Source organism: Lysinibacillus fusiformis, assembly GCF_003049525.1.
GTDB classification, from domain to species: Bacteria; Bacillota; Bacilli; order Bacillales_A; family Planococcaceae; genus Lysinibacillus; species Lysinibacillus fusiformis.
Map to the genome: position 1 here is coordinate 306,661 of NZ_PYWL01000003.1, position 22,832 is coordinate 329,492.

Sequence of the window (22,832 nt, forward strand, 5' to 3'; positions counted from 1 at the left end):
AAGGCACAATGATTGAAGCAATTTTACATTATGAATTTTTACAAAATGCCTTTTTCTCTGGATTATTAATAGGCATACTTGCCCCTCTATTAGGCGTGTTTATTGTAGTAAGAAGGTTATCGCTTATTGCGGATGCTTTGTCACATGTCACACTTGCTGGAATAGCAGGGAGCTTATATATTAGCCAATCTGTGACCGCCTTCGCTTTGCTCAACCCTATTTATCTAGGAATTTTAGCATCTGTTAGTGGTTCTATATTAATTGAGCGTCTAAGACGTTTATATAAGCACTATGAGGAGCTAGCTATACCGATCATTATGTCAGGCGGCATAGGCATAAGCGCTATCTTTATATCGCTTGCCAGCGGCTTTAGCACAGATTTAATGAGTTATCTGTTTGGCTCAGTATCTGCCGTATCACGCCAGGATCTATGGGTGGTGATTGGAATTGCTGGAGTAGTTATCCTCTTTTTGTTTTTATTTTTTAAGGAATTATTCGTTCTATCCTTTGATGAAGAATATGCAAAAGCAAGTGGCCTTCCAGCACGTTGGGTGCATCTATTGTTTATGATTGTGACGGCTCTTGTCATTGCTGCAAGTATGCGCATTGTAGGAATTTTACTTGTATCATCATTAATGACGTTACCTGTTGCAGCTGCAATGCGATTGGCAAAGGGCTTTAAGCAAACTATCTTTTATGCTATTGTTTTTGGAGAAACGGCAGTATTAATCGGCCTGATTAGTGCGTTTTATTTAGATTTAGCGCCAGGAGGTACGATTGTTGTCACTTCGATTTTAATATTGCTACTTGTGATCCTTGGAAAGAAAGTAGCATTTAAAATGGCTGCGAAGCAAGAGGAGGTAGCACAATGAATGTTTCAAGAGCGTGGGAAATTTTAAAAGAAAATGGTTATAAAAAAACGGATAAGCGGGAGTTAATATTAGATATGTTTGCTGCAACAGATAAATATCTAACAGCCCGTGATTTATTGGATGTTTTAAAAAAAGATTTTCCGGGGATGAGCTTTGATACCATTTATCGTAACCTTGCTACATTTGTGAAGCTAGGGATTTTAGAGGAAACAGAGCTATCTGGAGAACGTAATTTCCGAATGCACTGTGAATCTGCACATCATCACCATCATTTTATTTGTATGGATTGTGGCAATGTTAAAGAGCTCAACCTTTGTCCGATGGAAATGCTAGGAGAAAAGCTTCCCGACTATGAAATTGAAAATCATAAGTTTGAAATATATGGGAAATGCCCGGATTGTAAGCATGAAACTCTGTCACATTAAAAAATGGACAGAGTTTTTTTTATGTAAGGCTCTGTTAAAGAATAATGTTGAAAATTAATAACTTTTAAAAGCTTGGCGGTAAATCTAAGCATAGAGGGATAAGTAATGAACAAGTCTGTGTTCTTGTCGCTAGAGACCGAACTAAAGCGACCGTTTCAAAAGTAGCGTGTTTGGGGCGTGTGGTGAAAACAAAGGTTGATGGTATGATAGGCTCTAAATTATCGCCTAATAATGTACTTATTACAGATGCTTGGAGAGCCTATAAAACTTATGCAAATGAAAAAAGAATAGAGCATTATCGCATTAAATTAGACGATGAAAATTACGTTATTAAAGGTTTGTACCATATTCAAAAGTTAACGGACTTCATTCGCGTGTAAAACATTTGATAAATCGTTTTAAAGGCGTAGCTACTAAATACCTTGATAATTACCTTGCTTGGTTCTTATTTATAGATAGTCATAGTAACGAAAGTACAAAACACAATATCAAAGAATTTCTATTGACATCATTTATTTTTGAAATGACTGAAACCTATCGAAGCTTGCAGATATCGAAATTCAATGTGTAATATTTAATTAATTCTTAGGCAATTTACTTGAACAACTAAACAGCAGGGAGTTTATGAAAATGAGTATGGCAACTTATATTGGATTAAATTTTACATTAAAACTAAATGAATATTATACAGAGGATGAGGTTGAAATAGATTATGTTTTCTCTAAAGAAAAAAATCGTAATGTAGTTAAGCAGAAGCATTTTACTACGCCCTATATTTATGAAGTATCTGAAAAAGGTCATCCTATTTGGGAGATGAATGAATATCAAAAGACTTATTCACCACACAACTACGAAAAATCCAAAATAACTTTTCTTTATTTATGTCACTTACTAAAAGGATTGCTTCCACAAGGCGATTTTTGTGAAGTTTTTATTTGTTGGTTAGGTGAAGAAGATGAAAAACGTGAGGATGAGTTGAAAATTAATTTAAATGACCTACAAATTGAAGCAATTGATATATATGAAAAATGCTTTATTCGAATAGAAAACTAAAGGCTCAACTCAAAATGAGCATAGCACTTTTTCTTATTAAAATTATTAAAGTAAGTAGTGTTAGTTGAATAAGAATGAGAAACCTCAACAAATCAGGTTCCCATAATAATTTTTAAAAAATCAACAATTAAATTTAACAGAGCCTTATGTAAAAGAAAGGGTAGTTCCTAATAGGATGTACCCTCTCTATTTTTATTAAGCTACTGCTACTTTACGAATCGCAACAATTTGATTGCAGTCTACAATTAAAGGAGAAGTAGCAGCCGCACCTGCTTCAAGGAAGTAAGCACAGCAATTGCGTGGATCGAAAGAAATGAAAGTCACACCTAAGAAGCTAATACCTCCAGATAAAAAGATATCTAGTCTAGTCGCAAGCTCTAATTTCCGTAATTGCTGACAAATACAGCCTCTACAGTTACTGCTCATTCTTGGTGTACATTTTTCTTCTTTTTGACAAGGGCATTTTTCTTCTTTACGTGGACAACATTTCTCTTCTTTTTTTGGACATTTACAGCCTTGCCAGTTCATCTGTGTTGTATATCGTCTATCTTCCATCGTCCAGACCTCCCTTCCTCTATTTTCGTAAGGGTATCCTTACAGTAATAATCTATGTTTGGTAAATAGATTGAGGCTGGTAATCTGTCCGATAGTCCGCTTAAAAATCTATATTTTTCTCAAAAGAATAGGCTATGTGCAAAGCCCTAAAAGAAAAATTTGCTATAAAAATTTTATAATGATAGTTGTATGGGGATAGATTATCATCGACAAACAAAAAAAGACGAGTCATTACAGAAACGTAAATCATCGTCATTTTTTATAAGATTATTGATGTTTTTGTTGGAAATCGACCATAAAGTCTCTTAAAGCTTCACAAGCCTCTAATGGCACAGCATTATATGTTGAAGCACGACAGCCGCCTACAGAACGATGGCCATTTAGCCCTACAAAGCCAGCTGCTTTTGCTTCCGCTAGGAATAGTTTTTCAAGTTCCTCATCGGCAACGCGGAATGTAATGTTCATAAGTGAACGGCTTTCTGGAGTTGCATGACCCTTATAGAATCCATTGCTATTGTCAATAGCATCATAAATAATGTTAGCCTTTAATTCATTGTGCTTCTCAACTGCAGCGACTCCACCATTAGATTCTACCCATTTCAACACTTCGCCTAGCATATAGATACCAAATGTAGGTGGTGTATTATATAAAGAATTACTATCAGCATGTGTTGTATATTTAAGCATTGTAGGGATATTTTTATTCGCTTTTTCAAGAAGATCTTTGCGAATAATGACAACTGTTACACCTGAAGGACCTAGGTTTTTTTGAGCGCCTGCATAGATGAGTCCAAATTTTTGAATATCAATTGGTTTTGAAAGAATATCACTAGACATATCGGCCACTAAAGGTACATTTCCTGTATTTGGATAATCCTTCCACTGTGTACCGTAAATAGTATTATTAGAAGTGATGTGCACATAGGCATCATCCTCATTAAATTGAATGTCTGCTAGGGAAGGAATATGGCGGTATTGGTTCTCTTTTGTACTAGCAGCTTCCACAGGTGTACCGAAAAACTTTGCTTCCTTGAATGCCTTCTCAGACCAAGAGCCTGATAATACATAACTTGCTTTTTGATCAGTAGATAGGAAGTTCATTGGCACCATTGTAAATTGCAGGCTAGCCCCCCCTTGTAAAAATAAGACCTCGTAATTTTCTGGTATCGCATATAGCTTTTTCAATAAGGCGATAGCTTCGTTATGTACTTCGTCAAAAATGGCACTACGATGGCTCATTTCCATAATCGACATACCTGAATCACGGAAGTCTACTAATTGTTGTTGAGCTTTTTCTAATACTTCTTGGGGCAGTGCAGATGGACCTGCGTTGAAATTGTATGCACGTTGTGTCAAAGTGGGTACACTCCTTGTTTGATTAATAAGTGAAATTTTTATCCAGTGGCTATAAACTGCTGAATATATATTGTCCTGATCGAGCTTTAATCGTCTAAGAGACATCATTAGCTATAGGACCATTAAAGCGGGATAACAGAACTTTACTGGATTATAACTTAATTTTCAAGAGAAAAAATAAAATTCTTAATATTTGAGCAGAATAGCGACAACCTCGCAACAAAATGTACACAATTAGCAGGAGTTTTTAATTCAAATACGAACGAAAAGTACAGTTTTATCAGGAATACAGTTGGAATTTTCGTAATTGAAATAAATTTTATCCGTTACAATCCATTTAATGTTCGGATTTTAATAGCTGCGGAAAAGGGCATGCTCGTGGAGATATGGAACGGCTAGAATATAAAATATAACGTTTATTTATGCAGACGATGAATCAATATGTACGATAGGATTTTAAATAAACCCATTTTAAAGTGAGTTTTTGTATAATAAATAAAGAATAGAAAAGGGGTGTTCACGATGTTTACAGTAGAAGAAGCTTGTTTAGTAGTCGTTGACGTGCAAGGAAAGCTAGCAACAATTGTTGATGAGAGTGAAGCAACGATTGCAAACATTGCTAAGCTGATACAAGCAATGCAAGCACTGGAAGTACCTATTTTATGGCTAGAACAAAATCCGAGTCGTTTAGGCGGTACAGCACTTGATATAGCACAACATCTTCAAGGACAAGCAATTGCTAAAATGGCTTTTAGTGCATGTGAGGAAGAGGAATTTGTGAAAGCGATGAAGGAAAGTGGACGTTCTCAATTTATTGTCACTGGTATTGAAACGCATATTTGTGTTTACCAAACAGCTAGACAACTAAAGGAACAAGGATTTGAAGTTGAGGTAGTGGTAGATGCTGTTTCATCTCGAACAAAAGCAAATAAGGAAGTCGGATTAGCTAAGATGAGTGCCCTTGGTATTTATCCAACTAGTATGGAGATGATTTTATATGAGCTTTTGCAACGAGCAGACCATGAACATTTTAAAACAATTTTACAGCTTGTGAAGTAATAGACATAAATGACCCCATTGGTCCGTGTTCAAAAAAATGGTAATAACAATTTTTGCTTTAAATAGGAAATTACCAAAAAATATAGCTTTTATAGAATAAATCCGGGATGCCTGATGGGTCTATAGACCTTTTTTGGGCATCTTTTTTTATAAAAAATATTTAAAGTATGACTCTACTCATATAAAAGCTTAGCCTTTCTAATTATTGTATACTATAATATAAAATCGGGATTTCATAATAGAAAAATAACTATTAATGAGGAAGATGACGATGATAAAAAATTTTAAATGGTTTTTGTTAATAGTTAGTGTTGTTTTTCTTTTAATATGCTGTACAGAAAAAGAGGTAGCGTTACAAAAAGTGCCTGCTACTTCACCGACGGAACAATTTGTCATCGAAGATTTAATGAATGGAAAAGGTTTATTACGCACAGATATAGATACCCAAAAGGATGTGTTTTTATCTGAATCGGTTGGTTTATGGCTTGCCTATCTAGTAGAAAAAGATGATCAGGCACGTTTTGATGAACAAGTCGATGTCTTGAAATCGTATTTTTTGTCAAACGACTTTATTGTTTGGCGATTAGATGGTACTAAAAAAGCTTCTGTCAATGCACTGATTGATGATTTACGTATCATCCGTGTTTTACTGGATGCCAGTGAGAAATGGCATGATTCAGATTATGAACAATTGGGTAAACAAATTGGAGATAATTTGATTCAGTATGGGATGAATCAAGAACTGTTTGTCGATTATGTCGATGTTAATAGCCATGATAAATCAACAGCTTTAACCATGAGCTATATTATGCCATCTGCTTTTTATGAAATGGAGCAGCATGGTCTATTATCCCAGCAACAAGTTCAACATCAGTTAGACATTTTACAAAATGCCCCAATAGCTGAGGCAGGATTTTTCCCAAAATATTTTGACCTTGCCACTAAAAGCTACGTGTTCGACGAGGAATTGCACATGATCGATCAATTATATACGGCCTATCATCTTGCTTCGATGGATGGGGACACAATGCCATTTAAAAACTGGCTATTAAACCTTTTGAAGAGAGACGGTACACTCTATGGTCGTTACAGTGCCCAAACGAATCAACCGACCGTTAACTTTGAATCGCCAGCTGTTTATGCCATGGCAGCAAGATATATGCTGGCATTAAACGAACAGCAATTAGCTCAGCAATTCATGGAAAAGATGACAGCTCTAAAAGATCCTTCATCAGGCTATGTCGATAAACATACAAAGTCAACGCATAGTTTTGATAATTTACTACCACTATTAGCAGAAAGGGAGGTAGAAAATGCGTACCACAATAAATAGAAATAAAGCTATTTTGGGTTATGGAATATTACTTATTTTATTGTTACAATTACCAGCTTATTTTTTACTCCGTCAGGATGCTGAAGGCTTATTATTGTACTCCTTTTTAATGATTCTCATCGTACTTACACTTTGGAGAGGGACAGTATTTGGTCTTGTGAGTAGCCTCGTCTTTATTTTTATTACAGGCTCGACATTACTATATACAGGAATAGCAGGAGCTGTAATTTTTCTAAATCCTACTTTTTCCATGCAAATGTTTTTCGCCTACGGGATTCTACTATTGATCCTCATTCTTTGTGCTGGAAAGGTGCATGAATTAATGAGTGAACAGGGAAACTATTTAAAAAAACTGCAAGAGGATGTTAGAAATTATGTAGCCATTGATGTGGAAACAGGATTTGATAATGAAACGAGAATGCGTATAAGCGTCAATGAAGAAATGCGTAGGGCAGACCGACATAAACATACTTTTGTTTTTATGGTTTTAAAGCTTGAAAATTATGATAAATTCCAAAAGCTGTATGGTGCAAAAGAGGTACAGCATTTATGGCAACAGCTTTCCCAACGAATTCAACAAACGGTCAGACAAACGGATAAAAAGTTTCGGTTTCGTGAAAATCATATAGGGTTGTTGCTAATCGATACAACAGACCAGCATATGGAAGTCATTTATGACAAACTAGATCAAGCATTAAAAAATCATCAATTGGTCAATGGCAAATGGGTCACACTCAATTATAAAACAAGCTTTATGACCTATCGACCATTGATGGAAACAACATTTGATGAGCTTTTAACAGAATTGGAAAGAGAGATGAAAACAAGTGCGCTCTAAATACAACTTATGGTTCGCCATTGGAATGCTTTGTTTTTATACTTTCATATCAAGTGAGACAGCATTTGCTGCACAAGATGACAAAGACATAGCATTAATCTTTGTCACAAGTACTCAGCAACCAAATGGTGATGTTATAGCATTGCAAGAGATGCTTCAAGTATATACGTCCGTGGATGTTTTAGCGATTGAAGAAATAGAAGAGCAGATGCTGCAACGTTATAAACGGATTGTTATTTTTAACGCGTATCCAACAGTTATTCCTGAGAAGGCTTTAGCTGCTGTGAATCATTTTCAAGGTTCTGCGATTTTGATTGGTGAAAATGCTCTGCAATTCAGCCCATTTGCTAAATGGCAGCAAGGTCAAATAATTGAGCTTCGAACAATTGGGGAAGAAAGTTTAGACAACCCTGTAAGATGGAAAAGTGTATTACCATCTGCTGATTTCGAAGTCTTGAAAAGAGCCTCCTCGATGAATGAATCCTATCCTTTTGTTGTTAAAAAGAACAATTGGTCGTATATCGGAGATTTTGTGAATAGAGGAACCTTACAATATCAATGGCCTACCCTCATGGGCGATTTATTGCAATTACCCAAGCCTCAGTCACATCCAGCTTTTATTGTTGTATCAGATATTAATATGAAAACAGATGTGGGAAAGTTAGAAAAGGTAGTGAAGGCATTCACTAAAAATAGGGTGCCGATTGCACTTGAAGTAACACCTATATTATTGGATGAATATGAAAAAAATATATATTACTTACATGATAATAAAAAATTATTAAGTTATTTGCAAAAGCTACAAAATGAAGGTTATCCATTTATCCTTTCTTCCACTACTTCACCTGAAAAGAATCTTGATTATTTAGCATTACGGAATATTTATCCATCTATAAGCCGTGATGAGAATAGCTTATTTAAAGGGAGTATCCCGGAAGATAGTTCATCATTATATATCACAAAAATGGACAACCGCACCATCTATCCAATGACGGTAGGGATCATTCCTGATACAGACAGCAATCCTTTATATACTGTCAAACGAAAAATAGACTTTTTATTACAGGTTCCTAGTTCCATTATCGGTATTCAATATCCTGCTTATGTAAATTCTTCTTATGCTCAAGAACTTGTTGATGTGCTAAAAAGACATCCGCAAATAGAACTCATGAATTTCCGACAAACAAACCAACAAGTAAAGTCAGAGAATGTTTCCATCGTCCAACATAAAGATGGTGAACAGACCATTGACTTATCTTTTTCTAAAAAAGAACGTTTAAAAATTTCATTTGATGAACGGCCATTCGAATTAATATTATGGATCCTTGTCTTTGTTGTATCCTTGTTTGTTACATTATTTTTTATAAGTACCTTACGATTACGAATTACATTGCGTAAGAGATTATTTGAGGAGAGGAAGACAAATGGCTAATCTATTATTTTTTATTTCACTTTTCCTCATTTGGATTATGCTGCTCTACCACATGTTTTTAATGGAGGGGGGCTATTTACATTTCCGTTCATTTGAAAAACCAATCGATGAGTGGTCTAAAAAAATGACTCATGTACCCTCTGTCAGTGTTTTTATACCAGCTCATAATGAAGCACTCGTAATTGAGCAGACTTTACGGGCTATGTCTCGTTTGTATTATCCTAAAGATAAATTAGAGGTGATTATCATTAATGATAATTCCTCTGATGAAACTGGTGATATCGCCAAGCAGTATGCTGAAAAATTTCCATTTATTCGAGTGATTGAAACCGTGGAGCCTAACAAAGGGAAGGGCAAATCTTCGGCATTAAACTCTGCGTTAGCTGATTCTACAGGGGACATTGTAGTGGTCTATGATGCAGATAATACACCTGAAAAAATGGCAGTTTGGTACTTAGTAATGGGTCTCATAAATGACCCAAAAGCTGCGGCCACTGTAGGGAAGTTTCGCGTCATTAATGCGACTGAAACTTGGTTGACAAGGTTTATTAATATAGAAACGATTTGCTTCCAGTGGATGGCTCAGGGTGGTCGTTGGAAATGGTTTAAGGTAGCAACCATTCCTGGTACTAATTTTGCCATTCGCCGTACAGTTTTAGAGCAGTTAGGTGGATGGGATGTAAAAGCATTAGCAGAGGACACAGAGCTGACTATCCGTGTTTATAACTTAGGCTATCATATTCGATTTTTCCCAAAGGCTATTACTTGGGAGCAGGAGCCCGAGACATTAAAAGTTTGGTGGAAACAACGAACAAGATGGGCAAGGGGCAATCAATATGTAGTTCTGAAGTTTTTAAGTCAATTTTTCACCTTAAAAAGAAAAAGTATTATATTTGATTTATTTTACTTCTTCTTTACGTATTTCTTATTTTTCTTTGGCGTTATTTTATCCAATGCTTTATTTATTATTAATTTATTTTATGACATTGGTTTGACCGTTGGCGATATTGCCCTTGTTTTATGGGTTTTAGCCTTTTTACTATTCTTAGGAGAAGTAATGATTACCTTAAGTATTGAAAAAACTGAAATGAATAGAAAGAATTTCTTATATGTCATTCTTATGTATTTTACGTATTCCCAAATGTGGATTGTACTAGTCGTATGGTCATTATTTTTAGAAATAAAGCGCATGTTTACTGGGCAAGAAGTGCAATGGTATAAAACAGAACGATTTTCAAAGCAAACAGATAAAGGAGCGGAATAATGAGAGCCAAATTTTTCTCTATACTTTTATTTTTTATAGGCTTTTTATGTATTACAAATGACGCTGTTGCGGCTACCATTACCGTAGATGATAAAACAATGGCGATAGAAGGCAATCAAAAGCAAAACAAGCCTTTATTATCACAGCCAATTGAATTACAGGGTCCATCCTCATCAAGAGATTTTTATTATAATCTAGTAGATGATGTGCAACAAAATGGCCAGCAAGCTACTTTTCAAATTCAACATTCAGAGCTACTTATAGCACCATCCTCGTTTACCGTGAAAGTGGATGATGTAGCGGTCAAAACGGTGCCATTGAAAGCAGATTTACTTAAGCAAACGATAGTCGTTAATCTTCCAAAAGAGGCTTTATTAAAAGGGACTCACAAGATTACTGCAAGTTTTTATGGAATTCTAAAAGAAGGTATTTGTGTGCCACCTGGTAATGCTGGTAATTGGTTACGTATCGATATACTATCTTCCATGTCAGCTTTTAGCGAGGAGAGCCAAGCATGGACATTAACTAGTTATCCAACTGCATTTTTGAGTTATGAGGGATATGCAACAACAGTTATTTTACCAAAGCAAGCTTCTGAAGCAACTTTAAACAGTGGATACCAGCTCTCTGCTTATTTATCAGAGCATGGTGATACAAATGTTCAGATTAAACGTGAAGATGCGGTCAATCAAGTGTCTGGGCCTATTGTTATCATAGGTGCACAAAAGGAATTTAGTACAAGCTTATTCAAAAATGTATTAGATAAAATCAATGTTAGTGACGACGCCATGACATTATCTATGCAGGAATTACTAAATACAGATTCAAATCAACGGGTACCTATTTTAGCTGTGACTTCAACGAATGGGAAAGCGATTGAGGAACGATTATCCTTTTTAACAGAATCTAGATTATCCGGGCAATTAATAGGAAATACATTAGCCATTAAAGATTTACCCAAAATAGACAGTACTTCAGATTCAACCATTTCCTTTCAGCAGTTTGGCTTTGAAAACCAAACCTTGTCTAGCCAATTAACTATGACCCCACATTATTATGTGTCCTTGCCACAATTAGAGGCCAATAAGGAAGCGGTCATGCGATTAGTGTTAAAGAAATCAGCTAGTATACCAGACAATCATGATGATGATCGAAAACTTGAATTGATTGCCTATATCAATAATGTCCCACATTCGGTAGATTTACGAAAGCTAAAGCAAACTACTACAGATATGTATGAGGCTTTACTACCTATTCAAACTAATGTTCTTAATCAACAATCTATGACAGATATTCAATTTGAAGTAACAGGCTTTCAATTAGAGGACCCATGTGAAACAACGAATGAACGTTATTGGTTATATATAGATAGTGCTAGTTCTTTATCGATCACTAAAGATGCCACTGAACCAACCTTTACTTTACGTGATTTTCCGAATTCCTTTCATGATCATACATTAATGGTGATTCCTAATAATGAAAGCATGGATGATGTAAAGATGCTATCTATGTATAAGGCATTAATGATGAATGGCAAAATGGCCAATATCACACTTATGAAGGACAAAGATGTCACCGAAGAAGCTTTACAAAAGCATGCGGTCATTTTTATGGGAGACATGAAGCAGCTGAAATGGCTATCCAAAAATGCTAGCCAAATTCCAAATTCTTCTGAACAACTAATTCAACAAGGCTTTTTACCTGAGGCAATTGGTCAATATGCTTATATGACTAAAAACTTTTGGCAGAACACTCAGCCATTATTATGGATACAATCGTTTGAGAATGCCTCTATTAAAGGAGACTTTTATGCACACTTGAAAGAGACTGATTCACAAGCAGGTGCAGCAATTGAAACAAAAGAGGGGCAATTTGTCGTAGCAGTAGATCAAAACGTTAATAATACTGATGTGAAAACAGATAAAAAAGGTGAAATTTCATTGGTCCTAATTGCCGAATTTATAGGATTAATAATTGTCATTGCAGTGATCCTATATGTCATCCTTCGCAAAAGAAAGAAAAATCAAGTGCAACAATAAAAGCAAAGTCGCGTTAAGCGTAGGCAAGCTCATTGAATGTTGAGTTTGCCGTTTGCCTACAGTCTTTTTTTACAATGTGGTAACTTATATTGAGATTGACAGTGGTTTACCGAATATTGGAAATGAAAGAGAAGGAAAAATGACAAAATCCATCGAGAATGAACTTCTCGATGGATTTTGCTTTTTTATGCCGGCATATCAGTTGGTGTTGGTTTTGCATAGCCTTCTTTATAAGTTTCATCAATGATTTGGCGAATTTCTTTTAGACTCTTGCCATCCTGATGCATTTTAGCCGATTGTACAGCAATTTCTAAGCAGACTAAACAACGAGTACCGTGATCATCCCAGACGATGGATCCATCCTCTCGTTTTTCCTGAATAAAGCAGTTTAAATTACTTTTATGACCAGAAGATTCGCCACATCCACAATAACATGGCATCCATTCAAGAATTTCTGTAGATTGTCCAGCAACTTGATAAACCAAGCGAATATTTTCTTGTTTACCCTCTAAAAACGTTGGAAGAACATTTGCTGAAGCTGTTTCTTCCTGAATATCGCCTGAAGCATGACTATCCCCTTCATGGGAAGTTTCACCTTCTGTAGCTACATGATCATTTTCAACATTTTTCTTATTTTCTCCACACGCACTTAATAACATTAACGCTAAAACAATAAAAATAGAAACCGTTTTCTTCAACAATAGCGCCTCCTACATGTTTACAATACTTCCATTATAACATCGCTCTCATAAACATTTACATGGAGCCTAGTTGAAAATCAATGAAATATATCTAAACCGCGTGTTTTGTTCATAAAATGTTCTATTTTCTCGCTCAGTAACTTTTTTAAGAAAAAGCCAAAGAGGATAAAGACGAACCAGAAACCAATTAAGAAGAGGAGATCTACCCATACAGTTGACCAGATAATGCCTCCAACCGCCTCACGCATCATTTCAATGGCATACGTAAAAGGCAAAAATGGGTTAATGATTTGGAAGAACTTTGGCAATAATTCCACAGGATATGTCCCACCAGAGCCTGCAATTTGTAAAACAAGCATCACAATCGCTAAAGCTTTTCCAACATTTCCAAAGACCGAGACTAACGTATACACAACGGTTACAAATACTATGCTAATCAAAAGTCCAAACAAGATAAAGTAAGCGGGCGCCTGAATAGAACCGTCAACTAAAAAGGTATCACCGATCGTAATGATGAGGGTTTGTATAATAGAAAAAGTTGCAAACGTTAGTAAGCGGCCAAAATAGATTTCACGGATACTATAAGGTGAATTTTCATGAAGATTTACGGATAATAGTGAAATTAATAATAAACAACCGACCCAAATGGATAGCACTGTGTAAAATGGTGTCATCGCTGTTCCGTAGTTGGCGATAGGGAATATTCGATGTTCCTTTAGTTTAATGGGCTCTTCAAAGAAATCACGCTCGGCATTGACATCATTCTTTAATAATTGCACAATCTCTGAAATATCTGCTTCATTTTCTAAAGTTCGAAGTTTATTCGCTAGGTCCTTGATTTTTGTACTTAGAGTAGGGAACTCGCTTTGGATTTTCTGGAGAGCATTATTAGCCGTACCTAACGTATTTTTTGCCTGTGTCAATTTATCTGTTGCCTGAGGTATGAATTGTTTTACATCCGTCAACATGGCAGAAGCACTTGTTAATGTACTTTTAGCACTAGACAATGTTGAGCGAATTTGTGGCTCCAATTTATCGTTATAGTAGACCAAGAATTTTTGTAAATTAGCCGTAGCATTTTGTGCGATGTTTTGAATCGCTGTAATATCTTGTTGAATGACGTTTTTATCAATGGGCTGTAATTGTTCAATTTTTGTAAGGATATCTGCATGTAATGTATTTAATTGTTGCAAGTCTTTTAGGGCGTTTAAAGTTGAATCGGTAAAGGTCGGATTATTTTGCAGGGCATCACGTATAGCTGTAAGCTGTTCAATAATTTGTTCATTATCTTGGGCATTACTTTGCTGTAAAGATGCGATGATACGATCTAAGGAATCCTGCAACTGATTTCGGGTTAAAGTATCTGCTTGAATCAACTTCTGTAGCGCCTCAAGTGTTTGAATACTATGCGTTATGTTTTCTTTGGACGTCGACAATTGATTTTTTAATGCTTCTTTTGTTTGGGTGATAGAGGCTGAATCAAGATCAATGCTGTTGAGTTTATTCATAATATCTGTGAAGTGCTGCGCAATATTTTGGACAGTTTGTACATCCTTTTTAATAAGGGGAGATAGCTCATTAAACAGAGCATCTGCTTCATTCACAAGAGTTAGACCTTTTTGAATAGTAGTCAAACCATTTGTTGTTAATTGTTCTACTTGTGGAATTTGTGTGATCGCACGATTGAGTAATTGATCGGCATCCTTCGCTTGGCTAGAAGCCTGTGCTAAAAATGAATTGATATCAGGTAAATGCTGCTCTATAGTAAAGACATAGTTTTCAAATTTTCGAAAGTCAGGAATTTCACGTTCCATTTCAAGCCCAATAGTATTAAAAATGGAGAATAGCGTCCCGTTGACCGTTGATACAAATTCACTAGAAACCTGCTGGGTAAGGACACTTGCTCCTTTACTTGTTATTTTAGGGGCAATCGGATTCTTTTTTTCATTTACATAATAATCAATATGCGCTTTAGTTGGTTGCTCTGTCAGAATGGAGGTGAGCTTTTGCGAAAAGTCATTGGGAATAACGATCATGGCAAAATAATCTCCATTTTTCAAATGCTCCATGGCTTGCTGTTCGTTTTCAAGCTCCCACGTAAAGCTTTCATTCGTTTTTAAATTCTCGATTACTTCATTTCCAACATTAATTGCTTCATTTCGAACGGTGGTTCCAGTATCCTCGTTGACAATAGCGATTTTCATATTGGATGTGTGGGCGTATGGGTCCATAGAGGCATAGATATTAAGCCAGGCGTAAAGTGAAGGAAGAAAAATCAATCCGCCCACAATGATAGCTACTACCCAGTTTGTGACAATGTTCCGGATATCCTTCGTATAAATTTGAAATACATGCTGAAACGAGTTTTTCATATAATCACCCCACGTTCAAATTTTGCATGAACTCTCAATATGTATGTTCCCAAATATACTTAAAATTATGTTATAAATGTGAAATATCTTTTTTTAAAGGCGAATTAGTTTACTAGGTTTTCAAAACAATTTATAATCAATCCGGATACACTAAAATTAGGATTTTAGTGTAAAAAAGGAGGTCACTATTCTAGTGAAAAAATTATTAATTATTGGTTCCGTTATTGTTGTATTATTTGCAGCAATTATTGTGCTTACCAATGTCTCAAACAAAAGTAAACTAGAGAGCGCAAACAACCCTTATGGCGATAAAAAGCTGAAACAAGAAACAATTGATCAATTAGATGACAAAAGCTATCAAAACATTATGTTACCAGATGAATTAGAGGCAAAGATTAAAGCAGGTGAACCTGTGAATGCGTATTTCTTCAGCCCGATTTGTGTACACTGTCAAGCATTTACACCTGAATTAATGCCAATTGCAGATGAACTGGGTGTCGACATTGCTCAATTGAATGTCTATGAATATGAAGATTTATGGGAGAAATATCATATTGAAGCAACACCAACGTTTATCCGTTTTGAAGATGGAAAAGAAGTGAACCGTTTTGTAGGGGCACTAAAAGAAGAGGACTTACGCAACTTCTTAAATACGGTAGTGTTAAAAAAATAATACTAAGGAGACTGTATCAACATTTTGATCAGTCTCTTTTTATGTTGTAGTGTATACTAAAAAGACTGAATAGCTATACACTGGAGGGATTTTTAAATGTCAATGGATGATTTTTTTTACAATGGCGAGCTAATGAAATGCTATGAAACTGCAAAAATGGTGACAAATGAAGAGGAACTAGCCCTTGCGCAAAAATATATAATTTTATTAGAAGAGTATGATTTCGCTCATTATCCAAAGCCGACTCTTTATGGAGAAATACAACATGCAGAACGTGCGGACGAAAGCTATCCAGAATCCGATGCGGTTGTAGGAATACGTGCGATCAAAGATGAAGAAGCATTTGCAATGAATATAAAGCAATTAAAAGAGGTAGCAAAGACAGGAACAGGTAATGAAAAAGCCCAATCCTTCTTTACTCAAGGAGAGCTGTTTTTATTCGCCCATCAATACAATGAAAGTGTCCATTGCTTTCAACAAGCCGTTAAGGAAAATCCAAATAAGGCCGTCTACTGGGGAATGACGGGCCAGACAATGCATCGCTTTGGCTGGATGCCTTTTGATGCGCTTGGTTATTTGGAGCAGGCGATCAATTTAGATCCAACTAACCCTCGTTGGAAATGGAATAAGGCATTGGTTCTTATTCAATTAGCCAAGGATTTGCAAATGGCACCGTTTATGGCGAATGCTGCAATCGCTTTGGAAGAGGCAGTAGTTTCCTGTGGTGAACATCAACGATCATTGAAAGATGCTATTCAAAATACGTTGGATACTATGGATAGCTATGTTTTCTCGTAATTCATTCAGGATGTCTTCCTTTACAAAGGAGACATCCTTTTGTGAAATGTCTATAGAGAGGGCTTCGTTGCCATATTTCACAATCATGGTATGATAAGATAGAAAAAAATGATTTGTAGATATAAAGGACGGATTTTTTATGGCACAAGAAGTGGCAAATAAGTTTATTGAAAACGTATGTAATCATTTAGTTCGCAATATGAATATTACTAAGGTAGAAGAACATTTTAAAGAAACTATAGCAATGCAACGAAATTCAGCAACTTCGGCTGTTGATTTCTGGGATATGCTAATGATTAATATGCTCTACTTTACTGAGAATGAACAGGCATGGGAACAAGAATTCCTGAACATGCTAAACGCTAAAAAATGGGTAAAGCCCTCAACTTTAGAAGAGGAATTATTGATGCATCAGATGCGTATCCGACAACAAGTAGCAGAGCAAATGGATACTGTAAAGGAATTGTTCCATCAACAATATGAGACAGAAGGCATGACAGAGGAAGCGATCATCTACGACTATGCATATAGCTCTGCGGGGCATTCTATGCGTATGGATTTATTAACGGTTCTGGTGTCCACACCTGAGCAATCACAAATACTTTTTGACGCAGATCCACTAGAGACCATTCGTGTTGTCAATGGGTATATTGCTTACCATACAGATGGATTAATCAATAAAACAAAATTACTATAGCTTTGTTACAAAGATTGACTGTGAAAGGAATTTGAAGACATGAATACACCATTTACTTTTAAACATACACCACCTACTAATATGGACACTACAAAAAAATACCCTGCTATTTTTTTATTGCATGGTATGGGAAGTAATGAAGACGACTTACCACAATTAGTACAGGACTTTCAAGAACAATGTCATATATTTAGTTTGCGTGGACCCATTACACAAAAACCAGGTTATGCTTTCTTCACTATTCAAGAGGTAGGGCAACCGGATCGTGCTATCTTCGATAAAGTATTAGTGGCTTTACAACGATTTATATTAGAGGCAATTGACGAATATCAAGTTGATCCCCATAAAGTATTTTTATTAGGCTTTAGCCAGGGAGCCGTACTAGCACAATCACTGGCCTTTGTAATGGGGAATTTAGTGACGGGCATTGTCGCATTAAGCGGCTATACACCTAAATTTGTAACAGAGGAATATTCTATTCGCTCTGTTGAACATTTACAAGCCTTTATTTCTCATGGTGATTATGATTATGTTATTCCATCACAATGGGGAATGGAAAGCAAAGAGGTTTTTGAACAATTTGGGGCTACTGTGACATTTAAGCAATATCCAGATGGACATGGGGTAACACCAGATAATATGCGTGATTTAGTGGCATTTTTGGCCCAGCAACTTCAGGGAGATCTTTAATAATAGAAGCCGAGGCAAAATTCGCCTCGGCTTTTTACTTTTCTTGAATAGTAATGATAAGAATCGAGCAAGAAGGTTCAAATTCATGTCAGTCGGTGGTATCATAGAAGATGTTGTGAATGAGCGTACTTTACTAGATAAAAACATGTACTTTATGTGAACTTAGAGACAGAACAGAACTAAAAGGGGTAAAATAATAATTTGATGTGCTAGATGCAAATTTTGTCGCTTTCTATCGATTGTGGCGTGCAGAAATTATGGAGAAAAGGAATTAAGATGAATGGAACAAAATCTGAACTCGGAGCATAAACCGCAATCCTCCGGAACAACACGAGGGAAATCGTCTCGCTCTACTATTTTAGCGCAAACAGTCAAAACAGGAATTATCAAATCTAATTTAATACCAATGTGGGCTGGTTTAACGCTAGGGATGTACAAAAATAAAATGACGTTCATAGACAATATACCAGAAATGATTTTTTCAACAGTTGGTTCTGCCCTTGTCATTGGAGCAGCAGGGGCCTTTAATAATGTGTATGACCGTGATATCGATGCGATTATGCCTCGTACACAAAGTAGACCGACCGTCACTGGGGAAATGTCAGCAAAATCGACTCTATCATTAGCGATAGCTATGTTAATTATCGGATTAGCCGTCTTGGCGCTTGCGTCACCATTAGCAGCGGCATTTGGTTTACTAGGAGTATTTTTATATGTAGTCCCTTACACAATGTGGACAAAACGTCGTACGATTTATAATACAGAAATTGGTAGTATAAGTGGTGCAGTACCGCCATTAATTGGCTGGTCTGCCGTATCGACAGATATTACACATCCTGCAATACTTGGTTTATTTTTTGTGATGGTTATTTGGCAAATGCCGCATTTTTATGCCATTGCAATCCGCAAACGTGTAGATTATGAAGCGGCAAGTGTGCCAATGCTTCCTGTTGTTAAAGGTATGCGCCGTACGTATTATCAAACAAATTTCTATTTAATTTTATTAATTCTATCAAGCTTTTTATTTGGTTCCTTAAGTGTGGGAATTATGCTTGTCGCATTACTATTAAGTATTGCATGGCTAGTAATGAGTATATATGGCTACCATAGTAATAAAGATCAAGTGAAGTGGGCTACTAAAATGTTTGTTTTCTCACTATTCCATATGACCATATTATTCACAACAGTTATTGTGTACTCTTTAGTAGGTGTTATCTTCAAGTTATATTAATAGAAAAACCAACAAGTTAATCGTTACTTGTTGGTTTTTTATGTTCGACTGAGAATATTTGACGACTTGGCCATTCGAATGCGTGTAATTGTCCACCAAATACAGCACCACCATCAATACCGATAATATTGTTTTCACCAAAGTAGACACTGTAATCAGTTGGGTTATGGTGAAGTCTATACGTAGGTGTATGTCCAAAGATAACGGTTTTATCTCCTTGATAGCCTGCATGAAATTCTTCTCGGATCCATATTAATTGCATGGGGTCTGTTTCTGACATCGCAACGCCTGGTACAACTCCACCATGTACAAATATAGCATCCTCTAATTCAATGTATGTTTCGAAGTTTTCAATTAATTGTAAATGCTCTTCTAGCTTTGGCAACGTTTTTATAAAGCTAGGCAATGTATGGCTAGCAATAGCATCCTCGAAATCGTTCAGCTGGTAGCCGTAGCTTGCTAATGTTGCATCCCCCCCACAAAGTCCTACCCAATGGTTCCATGGTTTAGCAAGGCCAGAACGGCATGCATTGAGCATGATGGCTTCATGGTTGCCGAGGAGAACTCGTGCTCCTTTTCCTTGTAATTCGCTCACTAAATTTAACACACCACTTGAAGCTGGACCTCTGTCGATGTAATCACCGAGTAAAAAAAGTTGATCTTCATCTGGATTATAGTTTGCTTTTAGTAATAGTTCTTCAAAAAGCGCTAATTCTCCGTGTATATCACTTATTGCTAGAATTCGATTCATTTATGCGCATCCTTTCCAATATCACAGCGGTTACTATTAAGTATAGAAAATATTTCTGCAAATTTCGACTTTCCTAGCTTCAACTATCTATCCTTTATAGAAATTTCACAGAATCCATTCTCTTTATCATATGACAAGTAATTTCTTTTCTTTATATATTTGTCTATAGTGTGTTGATGTAAGTGGGGGAAGGAGGGCATACAACTAACAACAGTAGAAGCAGGAATACCGCTTCTACTATTAGGAAGGAGTCTAGTAGATGGAGGAGAGTTACATCTGTAGCTTTTCCCATGCTTGTTTAGCTACTTGTTCATCAAATGTTGAGATTAGACGAAAATTGTTGTCGTCTAAAATACGGAAATGAAGGCTAATGATATTTTGCTGTAGTCGGAACCCTCCATGCTCATGTATATTTTTCCACCATATGTATCCACCCATTGTTTTATCTTTAGGCTGCAATGTTCCATTATTCGCAATCAAATCCACCACCTCTAATGGTTCACCACCTAGCTCATGTTGCAAAATAGTACTGTCACGACACAAGGTACAGACGGCAACAGTAGTTGTCCATCCCGCCAGAATACGCCCCTTTTCAATTTGGACAAGTGTTTTTTTAGATAATCCAAGTAAATCACTCATTTGATCCTGGGTAAAAGCTTTTTCAGTACGGATTAATTTCAGTTTTTCTGAAATGAGTGTGATTAATTGTTCACGATTCATTCTAAACACCCCTTTTTTTCAGATCATTAAGTCCCATTATACATGAAAGTTAAGAAGCATGTTTTTGTTTTAGCTGGGAAGGGAGGTGAAAAGAAAACAGACTGTCCAAAATGAACAGTCTGTGAGAGGTTAAATTTCATATTTTTTCGTATCAGAAATGACACGGAAATGGATGCCTTTTATTTGGGCACTTACTTTATGACGGAGTGTGTCAATATCGACTAGCTCATCTTTACTTTGAACGCACTCAGCGATTTGTTGTAATAACTTTGTAAAAGCTTCTTTAAATAAAGCGCGCATATTATCGAAATCTAGGCTACGGAAACTGCCATCTATATCAAATGCTTCTACAGAATTTAACTGCTTAGAGGCACCTGCAAAACGATCGTCGTACACTGTGTAGTTTTCATCTGTTACGACGATAATATATAATACTTCGCCTGTAATTGTTTTTAATTCAATATTTGTTTTATGTTTTTTTACGTCGGTAATAATGTGTATACCATCTGAATGATATAGTTTAAATAATGTCATGTGTATAGCCCCCTGAAACTAGAATCATATTCCTACTCTCATTATAGCTTGAAATGGCTAATAATGGAATAACGAAAATGGTTTCAAAATAATAAGGTTAGGGCTGTACCTTTGTAATGAGGGACGCCGGTGCACTAATTCGTAGAGGTCGAACCTCGATATAATGTATCTGATGTCCTTGTTGTTCATAAATACTGAAGATATAGGAGCCAAGCTCAATATTTGCGGATGCTTTTATCCCATTATTCACGGATAAGAACCAACCACCTAATGTTTCCACTTCCTCGGCTTCTAATGTTATATTTAGTAAATTTTCTACATCTTCAACAAGCATTTTTGCATTTAATATATAATGGTTTTCTGTGATTTTTCGAATATCTGCAATTTCATCATCGTCAAATTCATCACGAATTTCACCAACAATTTCTTCTAAAATATCTTCAACGGTTACGAGACCTGATGTCCCACCATATTCATCCATTAAAATGGCCATATGAATACGTTCTTTTTGCATTCGTACAAGTAATTCTTGAACAGGGATAGTTTCAATAACACGAATAACTGGATTAATGAAATCTTCGATGACTAATGTCTCGTCTGTAAGCTTCTCAAGTAAACCGTGTGTAAACAATTCCTTTGCATTGATAAACCCTAAAATATTATCGCGGTCGCCATCATAAATAGGGTAACGCGTATATTTTTCAGCGGCAAAATGATGGATGATAGTTGTAAACGAGTCATTTCGTTCAATCCCTACAATTTCTGTTCGAGGAACCATGATTTCACGAGCAATACGTTCGTCAAACTCAAAGACGTTATTTACATATTTAAGCTCTGTTTTATTGATTTCACCACTTTTAAAGCTTTCAGACAGTAATAGTCGCAGTTCTTCCTCCGTATGAGAAAGCTCATGCTCACTTGCAGGCTTCATACCGAAAAAACCAATCAAAACGCGTGCAGAGCCGTTCAAGAACCAAATAAATGGGTACATGATTTTGTAGAAGAACATAATCGGCTTTGCGAAAAGTAGAGTAATCGTTTCCGCTTTTTGAATAGCTGCTGTTTTTGGGGCTAGTTCGCCGACAACAACATGTAAGAATGTAGCGATAGCAAAGGCTGTACCAATGGTAAAGATCGTCATATATTTATCTGAAATTCCGATCATTTCGAATAGTGGGTGTAGCATAAATTCAAAAGTTTTTTCACCAACCATACCGATACCAAGAGCTGTTACTGTAATCCCTAATTGACAGGCAGATAAATATTCATCTAAATGACTGACCACTTGCTTAGCAGCAATGGCTTTTGTATTTCCCTCTGCAATAAGTTGATCAAGTCTTGAGGAACGAACCTTTACAATCGCAAACTCTGTTGCCACGAAAAAACCTGTTAAAGCTAATAAAATGGTAAAAATCGATAAGTTTATTATGGTATCCAAA

The 22,832-nt window shown here is 36.1% G+C and carries 22 protein-coding genes and 1 pseudogene; 15 read left to right on the forward strand and 8 right to left on the reverse strand.

Translation table 11 applies throughout. From position 1 onward, the window contains the following. The first annotated feature begins 8 nt into the window (after positions 1–8). From C9J29_RS10385 to C9J29_RS10400, 4 genes and pseudogenes are all read left to right on the forward strand, one after another. Positions 9–872 (forward strand): metal ABC transporter permease, encoded by an 864-nt coding sequence (locus tag C9J29_RS10385; protein ID WP_107922107.1) that lies wholly within the window; start codon positions 9–11, stop codon positions 870–872. Further along, positions 869–1,297: a Fur family transcriptional regulator gene (locus C9J29_RS10390; protein WP_008178397.1), complete on the forward strand. Its 429-nt coding sequence runs from the start codon at positions 869–871 to the stop codon at positions 1,295–1,297. Before C9J29_RS10385 ends, C9J29_RS10390 begins: the two co-directional genes overlap by 4 nt. A gap of 68 nt (positions 1,298–1,365) precedes the next feature. Beyond that, positions 1,366–1,868 (forward strand): annotated as a pseudogene (locus C9J29_RS10395) (IS1595 family transposase); the annotation flags it as partial. 59 nt (positions 1,869–1,927) lie between these two features. Next, positions 1,928–2,350, forward strand: a complete 423-nt coding sequence (locus tag C9J29_RS10400; RefSeq protein WP_107922108.1) for a hypothetical protein — start codon at positions 1,928–1,930, stop codon at positions 2,348–2,350. A gap of 195 nt (positions 2,351–2,545) precedes the next feature. On the opposite strand, the gene C9J29_RS10405 is transcribed toward C9J29_RS10400, so the two are convergent. Then, positions 2,546–2,905, reverse strand: a complete 360-nt coding sequence (locus tag C9J29_RS10405; RefSeq protein ID WP_008178390.1) for a hypothetical protein — start codon at positions 2,903–2,905, stop codon at positions 2,546–2,548. A gap of 267 nt (positions 2,906–3,172) precedes the next feature. Further along, positions 3,173–4,261 (reverse strand): 3-phosphoserine/phosphohydroxythreonine transaminase, encoded by a 1,089-nt coding sequence (gene serC / locus C9J29_RS10410; RefSeq protein ID WP_107922109.1) that lies wholly within the window; start codon positions 4,259–4,261, stop codon positions 3,173–3,175. Positions 4,262–4,783: 522 nt separating this feature from the next. Between serC and C9J29_RS10415 the strand changes: the two genes are divergently transcribed. The 6 genes from C9J29_RS10415 (at position 4,784) to C9J29_RS10440 (ending at position 12,226) form a co-directional block, all read left to right on the forward strand. Then, positions 4,784–5,320 (forward strand): hydrolase, encoded by a 537-nt coding sequence (locus C9J29_RS10415; RefSeq protein ID WP_008178386.1) that lies wholly within the window; start codon positions 4,784–4,786, stop codon positions 5,318–5,320. A gap of 271 nt (positions 5,321–5,591) precedes the next feature. After that, entirely contained in the window at positions 5,592–6,653 is a 1,062-nt protein-coding gene (locus C9J29_RS10420) for a glycosyl hydrolase family 8 (RefSeq protein ID WP_237068803.1), read from the forward strand. Further along, the gene (locus C9J29_RS10425) at positions 6,634–7,491 is read left to right on the forward strand and encodes a diguanylate cyclase domain-containing protein (RefSeq protein ID WP_008178382.1); all 858 of its coding nucleotides are present in this window, start codon (positions 6,634–6,636) and stop codon (positions 7,489–7,491) included. The genes C9J29_RS10420 and C9J29_RS10425 overlap by 20 nt, the downstream gene beginning before the upstream one ends. Beyond that, positions 7,481–8,923: a polysaccharide deacetylase family protein gene (locus C9J29_RS10430; RefSeq protein WP_237068804.1), complete on the forward strand. Its 1,443-nt coding sequence runs from the start codon at positions 7,481–7,483 to the stop codon at positions 8,921–8,923. Before C9J29_RS10425 ends, C9J29_RS10430 begins: the two co-directional genes overlap by 11 nt. Then, a complete protein-coding gene (locus tag C9J29_RS10435; protein WP_107922111.1) occupies positions 8,916–10,187 on the forward strand; it encodes a glycosyltransferase family 2 protein in 1,272 nt (423 codons plus the stop codon). Before C9J29_RS10430 ends, C9J29_RS10435 begins: the two co-directional genes overlap by 8 nt. Continuing rightward, the gene (locus tag C9J29_RS10440; protein ID WP_107922112.1) at positions 10,187–12,226 is read left to right on the forward strand and encodes a cellulose biosynthesis cyclic di-GMP-binding regulatory protein BcsB; all 2,040 of its coding nucleotides are present in this window, start codon (positions 10,187–10,189) and stop codon (positions 12,224–12,226) included. Before C9J29_RS10435 ends, C9J29_RS10440 begins: the two co-directional genes overlap by 1 nt. Positions 12,227–12,411: 185 nt before the next feature. On the opposite strand, the gene C9J29_RS10450 is transcribed toward C9J29_RS10440, so the two are convergent. Further along, positions 12,412–12,924 carry a PCYCGC motif-containing (lipo)protein gene (locus C9J29_RS10450; RefSeq protein ID WP_008178374.1) on the reverse strand — a complete coding sequence of 171 codons (513 nt, stop codon included), beginning with the start codon at positions 12,922–12,924 and terminating at the stop codon, positions 12,412–12,414. Positions 12,925–13,004: 80 nt separating this feature from the next. Then, positions 13,005–15,299 (reverse strand): YhgE/Pip domain-containing protein, encoded by a 2,295-nt coding sequence (locus C9J29_RS10455; RefSeq protein ID WP_107922114.1) that lies wholly within the window; start codon positions 15,297–15,299, stop codon positions 13,005–13,007. A 193-nt stretch (positions 15,300–15,492) separates the two neighbouring features. Here C9J29_RS10455 and C9J29_RS10460 point away from each other — a divergent pair, with 193 nt between their 5' ends. From C9J29_RS10460 to cyoE, 5 genes are all read left to right on the forward strand, one after another. Continuing rightward, complete coding sequence (locus tag C9J29_RS10460) at positions 15,493–15,972, forward strand: thioredoxin family protein (protein WP_008178370.1); 480 nt, start codon at positions 15,493–15,495, stop codon at positions 15,970–15,972. A gap of 96 nt (positions 15,973–16,068) precedes the next feature. Continuing rightward, positions 16,069–16,770: a tetratricopeptide repeat protein gene (locus tag C9J29_RS10465; RefSeq protein WP_107922115.1), complete on the forward strand. Its 702-nt coding sequence runs from the start codon at positions 16,069–16,071 to the stop codon at positions 16,768–16,770. 139 nt (positions 16,771–16,909) lie between these two features. Continuing rightward, positions 16,910–17,467 carry a hypothetical protein gene (locus tag C9J29_RS10470; RefSeq protein ID WP_008178366.1) on the forward strand — a complete coding sequence of 186 codons (558 nt, stop codon included), beginning with the start codon at positions 16,910–16,912 and terminating at the stop codon, positions 17,465–17,467. A gap of 39 nt (positions 17,468–17,506) precedes the next feature. Next, positions 17,507–18,157 (forward strand): alpha/beta hydrolase, encoded by a 651-nt coding sequence (locus tag C9J29_RS10475; RefSeq protein WP_089986123.1) that lies wholly within the window; start codon positions 17,507–17,509, stop codon positions 18,155–18,157. Between the two features lie 280 nt (positions 18,158–18,437). Beyond that, on the forward strand, positions 18,438–19,388 hold the full coding sequence (gene cyoE, locus C9J29_RS10480) for a heme o synthase (protein ID WP_036127120.1): 951 nt from the start codon (positions 18,438–18,440) through the stop codon (positions 19,386–19,388). A 16-nt stretch (positions 19,389–19,404) separates the two neighbouring features. Here the strand turns inward: cyoE and C9J29_RS10485 are convergent, their stop codons facing one another. From C9J29_RS10485 to C9J29_RS10500, 4 genes are all read right to left on the reverse strand, one after another. Then, on the reverse strand, positions 19,405–20,139 hold the full coding sequence (locus C9J29_RS10485) for a metallophosphoesterase (protein WP_107922116.1): 735 nt from the start codon (positions 20,137–20,139) through the stop codon (positions 19,405–19,407). Positions 20,140–20,409: 270 nt separating this feature from the next. Further along, positions 20,410–20,859 (reverse strand): helix-turn-helix transcriptional regulator, encoded by a 450-nt coding sequence (locus C9J29_RS10490; RefSeq protein ID WP_008178359.1) that lies wholly within the window; start codon positions 20,857–20,859, stop codon positions 20,410–20,412. A gap of 129 nt (positions 20,860–20,988) precedes the next feature. Continuing rightward, positions 20,989–21,393: a hypothetical protein gene (locus C9J29_RS10495; protein WP_008178358.1), complete on the reverse strand. Its 405-nt coding sequence runs from the start codon at positions 21,391–21,393 to the stop codon at positions 20,989–20,991. Between the two features lie 97 nt (positions 21,394–21,490). Beyond that, complete coding sequence (locus C9J29_RS10500) at positions 21,491–22,831, reverse strand: hemolysin family protein (RefSeq protein ID WP_090002526.1); 1,341 nt, start codon at positions 22,829–22,831, stop codon at positions 21,491–21,493. Position 22,832: the final 1 nt, after the last annotated feature.

Bases quoted from the DNA above. Each gene is read 5' to 3' on its own strand.
- C9J29_RS10390 (WP_008178397.1), top strand. From the start codon at position 869: ATGAATGTTTCAAGAGCGTGGGAAATTTTAAAAGAAAATGGTTATAAA.
- C9J29_RS10485 (WP_107922116.1), bottom strand. From the start codon at position 20,139: ATGAATCGAATTCTAGCAATAAGTGATATACACGGAGAATTAGCGCTT.
- C9J29_RS10435 (WP_107922111.1), top strand. From the start codon at position 8,916: ATGGCTAATCTATTATTTTTTATTTCACTTTTCCTCATTTGGATTATG.
- C9J29_RS10415 (WP_008178386.1), top strand. From the start codon at position 4,784: ATGTTTACAGTAGAAGAAGCTTGTTTAGTAGTCGTTGACGTGCAAGGA.
- C9J29_RS10400 (WP_107922108.1), top strand. From the start codon at position 1,928: ATGAGTATGGCAACTTATATTGGATTAAATTTTACATTAAAACTAAAT.
- C9J29_RS10470 (WP_008178366.1), top strand. From the start codon at position 16,910: ATGGCACAAGAAGTGGCAAATAAGTTTATTGAAAACGTATGTAATCAT.
- C9J29_RS10495 (WP_008178358.1), bottom strand. From the start codon at position 21,393: ATGACATTATTTAAACTATATCATTCAGATGGTATACACATTATTACC.
- C9J29_RS10475 (WP_089986123.1), top strand. From the start codon at position 17,507: ATGAATACACCATTTACTTTTAAACATACACCACCTACTAATATGGAC.
- C9J29_RS10405 (WP_008178390.1), bottom strand. From the start codon at position 2,905: ATGGAAGATAGACGATATACAACACAGATGAACTGGCAAGGCTGTAAA.
- cyoE (WP_036127120.1), top strand. From the start codon at position 18,438: ATGGAACAAAATCTGAACTCGGAGCATAAACCGCAATCCTCCGGAACA.
- C9J29_RS10420 (WP_237068803.1), top strand. From the start codon at position 5,592: ATGATAAAAAATTTTAAATGGTTTTTGTTAATAGTTAGTGTTGTTTTT.
- C9J29_RS10455 (WP_107922114.1), bottom strand. From the start codon at position 15,299: ATGAAAAACTCGTTTCAGCATGTATTTCAAATTTATACGAAGGATATC.
- C9J29_RS10385 (WP_107922107.1), top strand. From the start codon at position 9: ATGATTGAAGCAATTTTACATTATGAATTTTTACAAAATGCCTTTTTC.
- C9J29_RS10490 (WP_008178359.1), bottom strand. From the start codon at position 20,859: ATGAATCGTGAACAATTAATCACACTCATTTCAGAAAAACTGAAATTA.
- C9J29_RS10425 (WP_008178382.1), top strand. From the start codon at position 6,634: ATGCGTACCACAATAAATAGAAATAAAGCTATTTTGGGTTATGGAATA.
- C9J29_RS10440 (WP_107922112.1), top strand. From the start codon at position 10,187: ATGAGAGCCAAATTTTTCTCTATACTTTTATTTTTTATAGGCTTTTTA.
- C9J29_RS10465 (WP_107922115.1), top strand. From the start codon at position 16,069: ATGTCAATGGATGATTTTTTTTACAATGGCGAGCTAATGAAATGCTAT.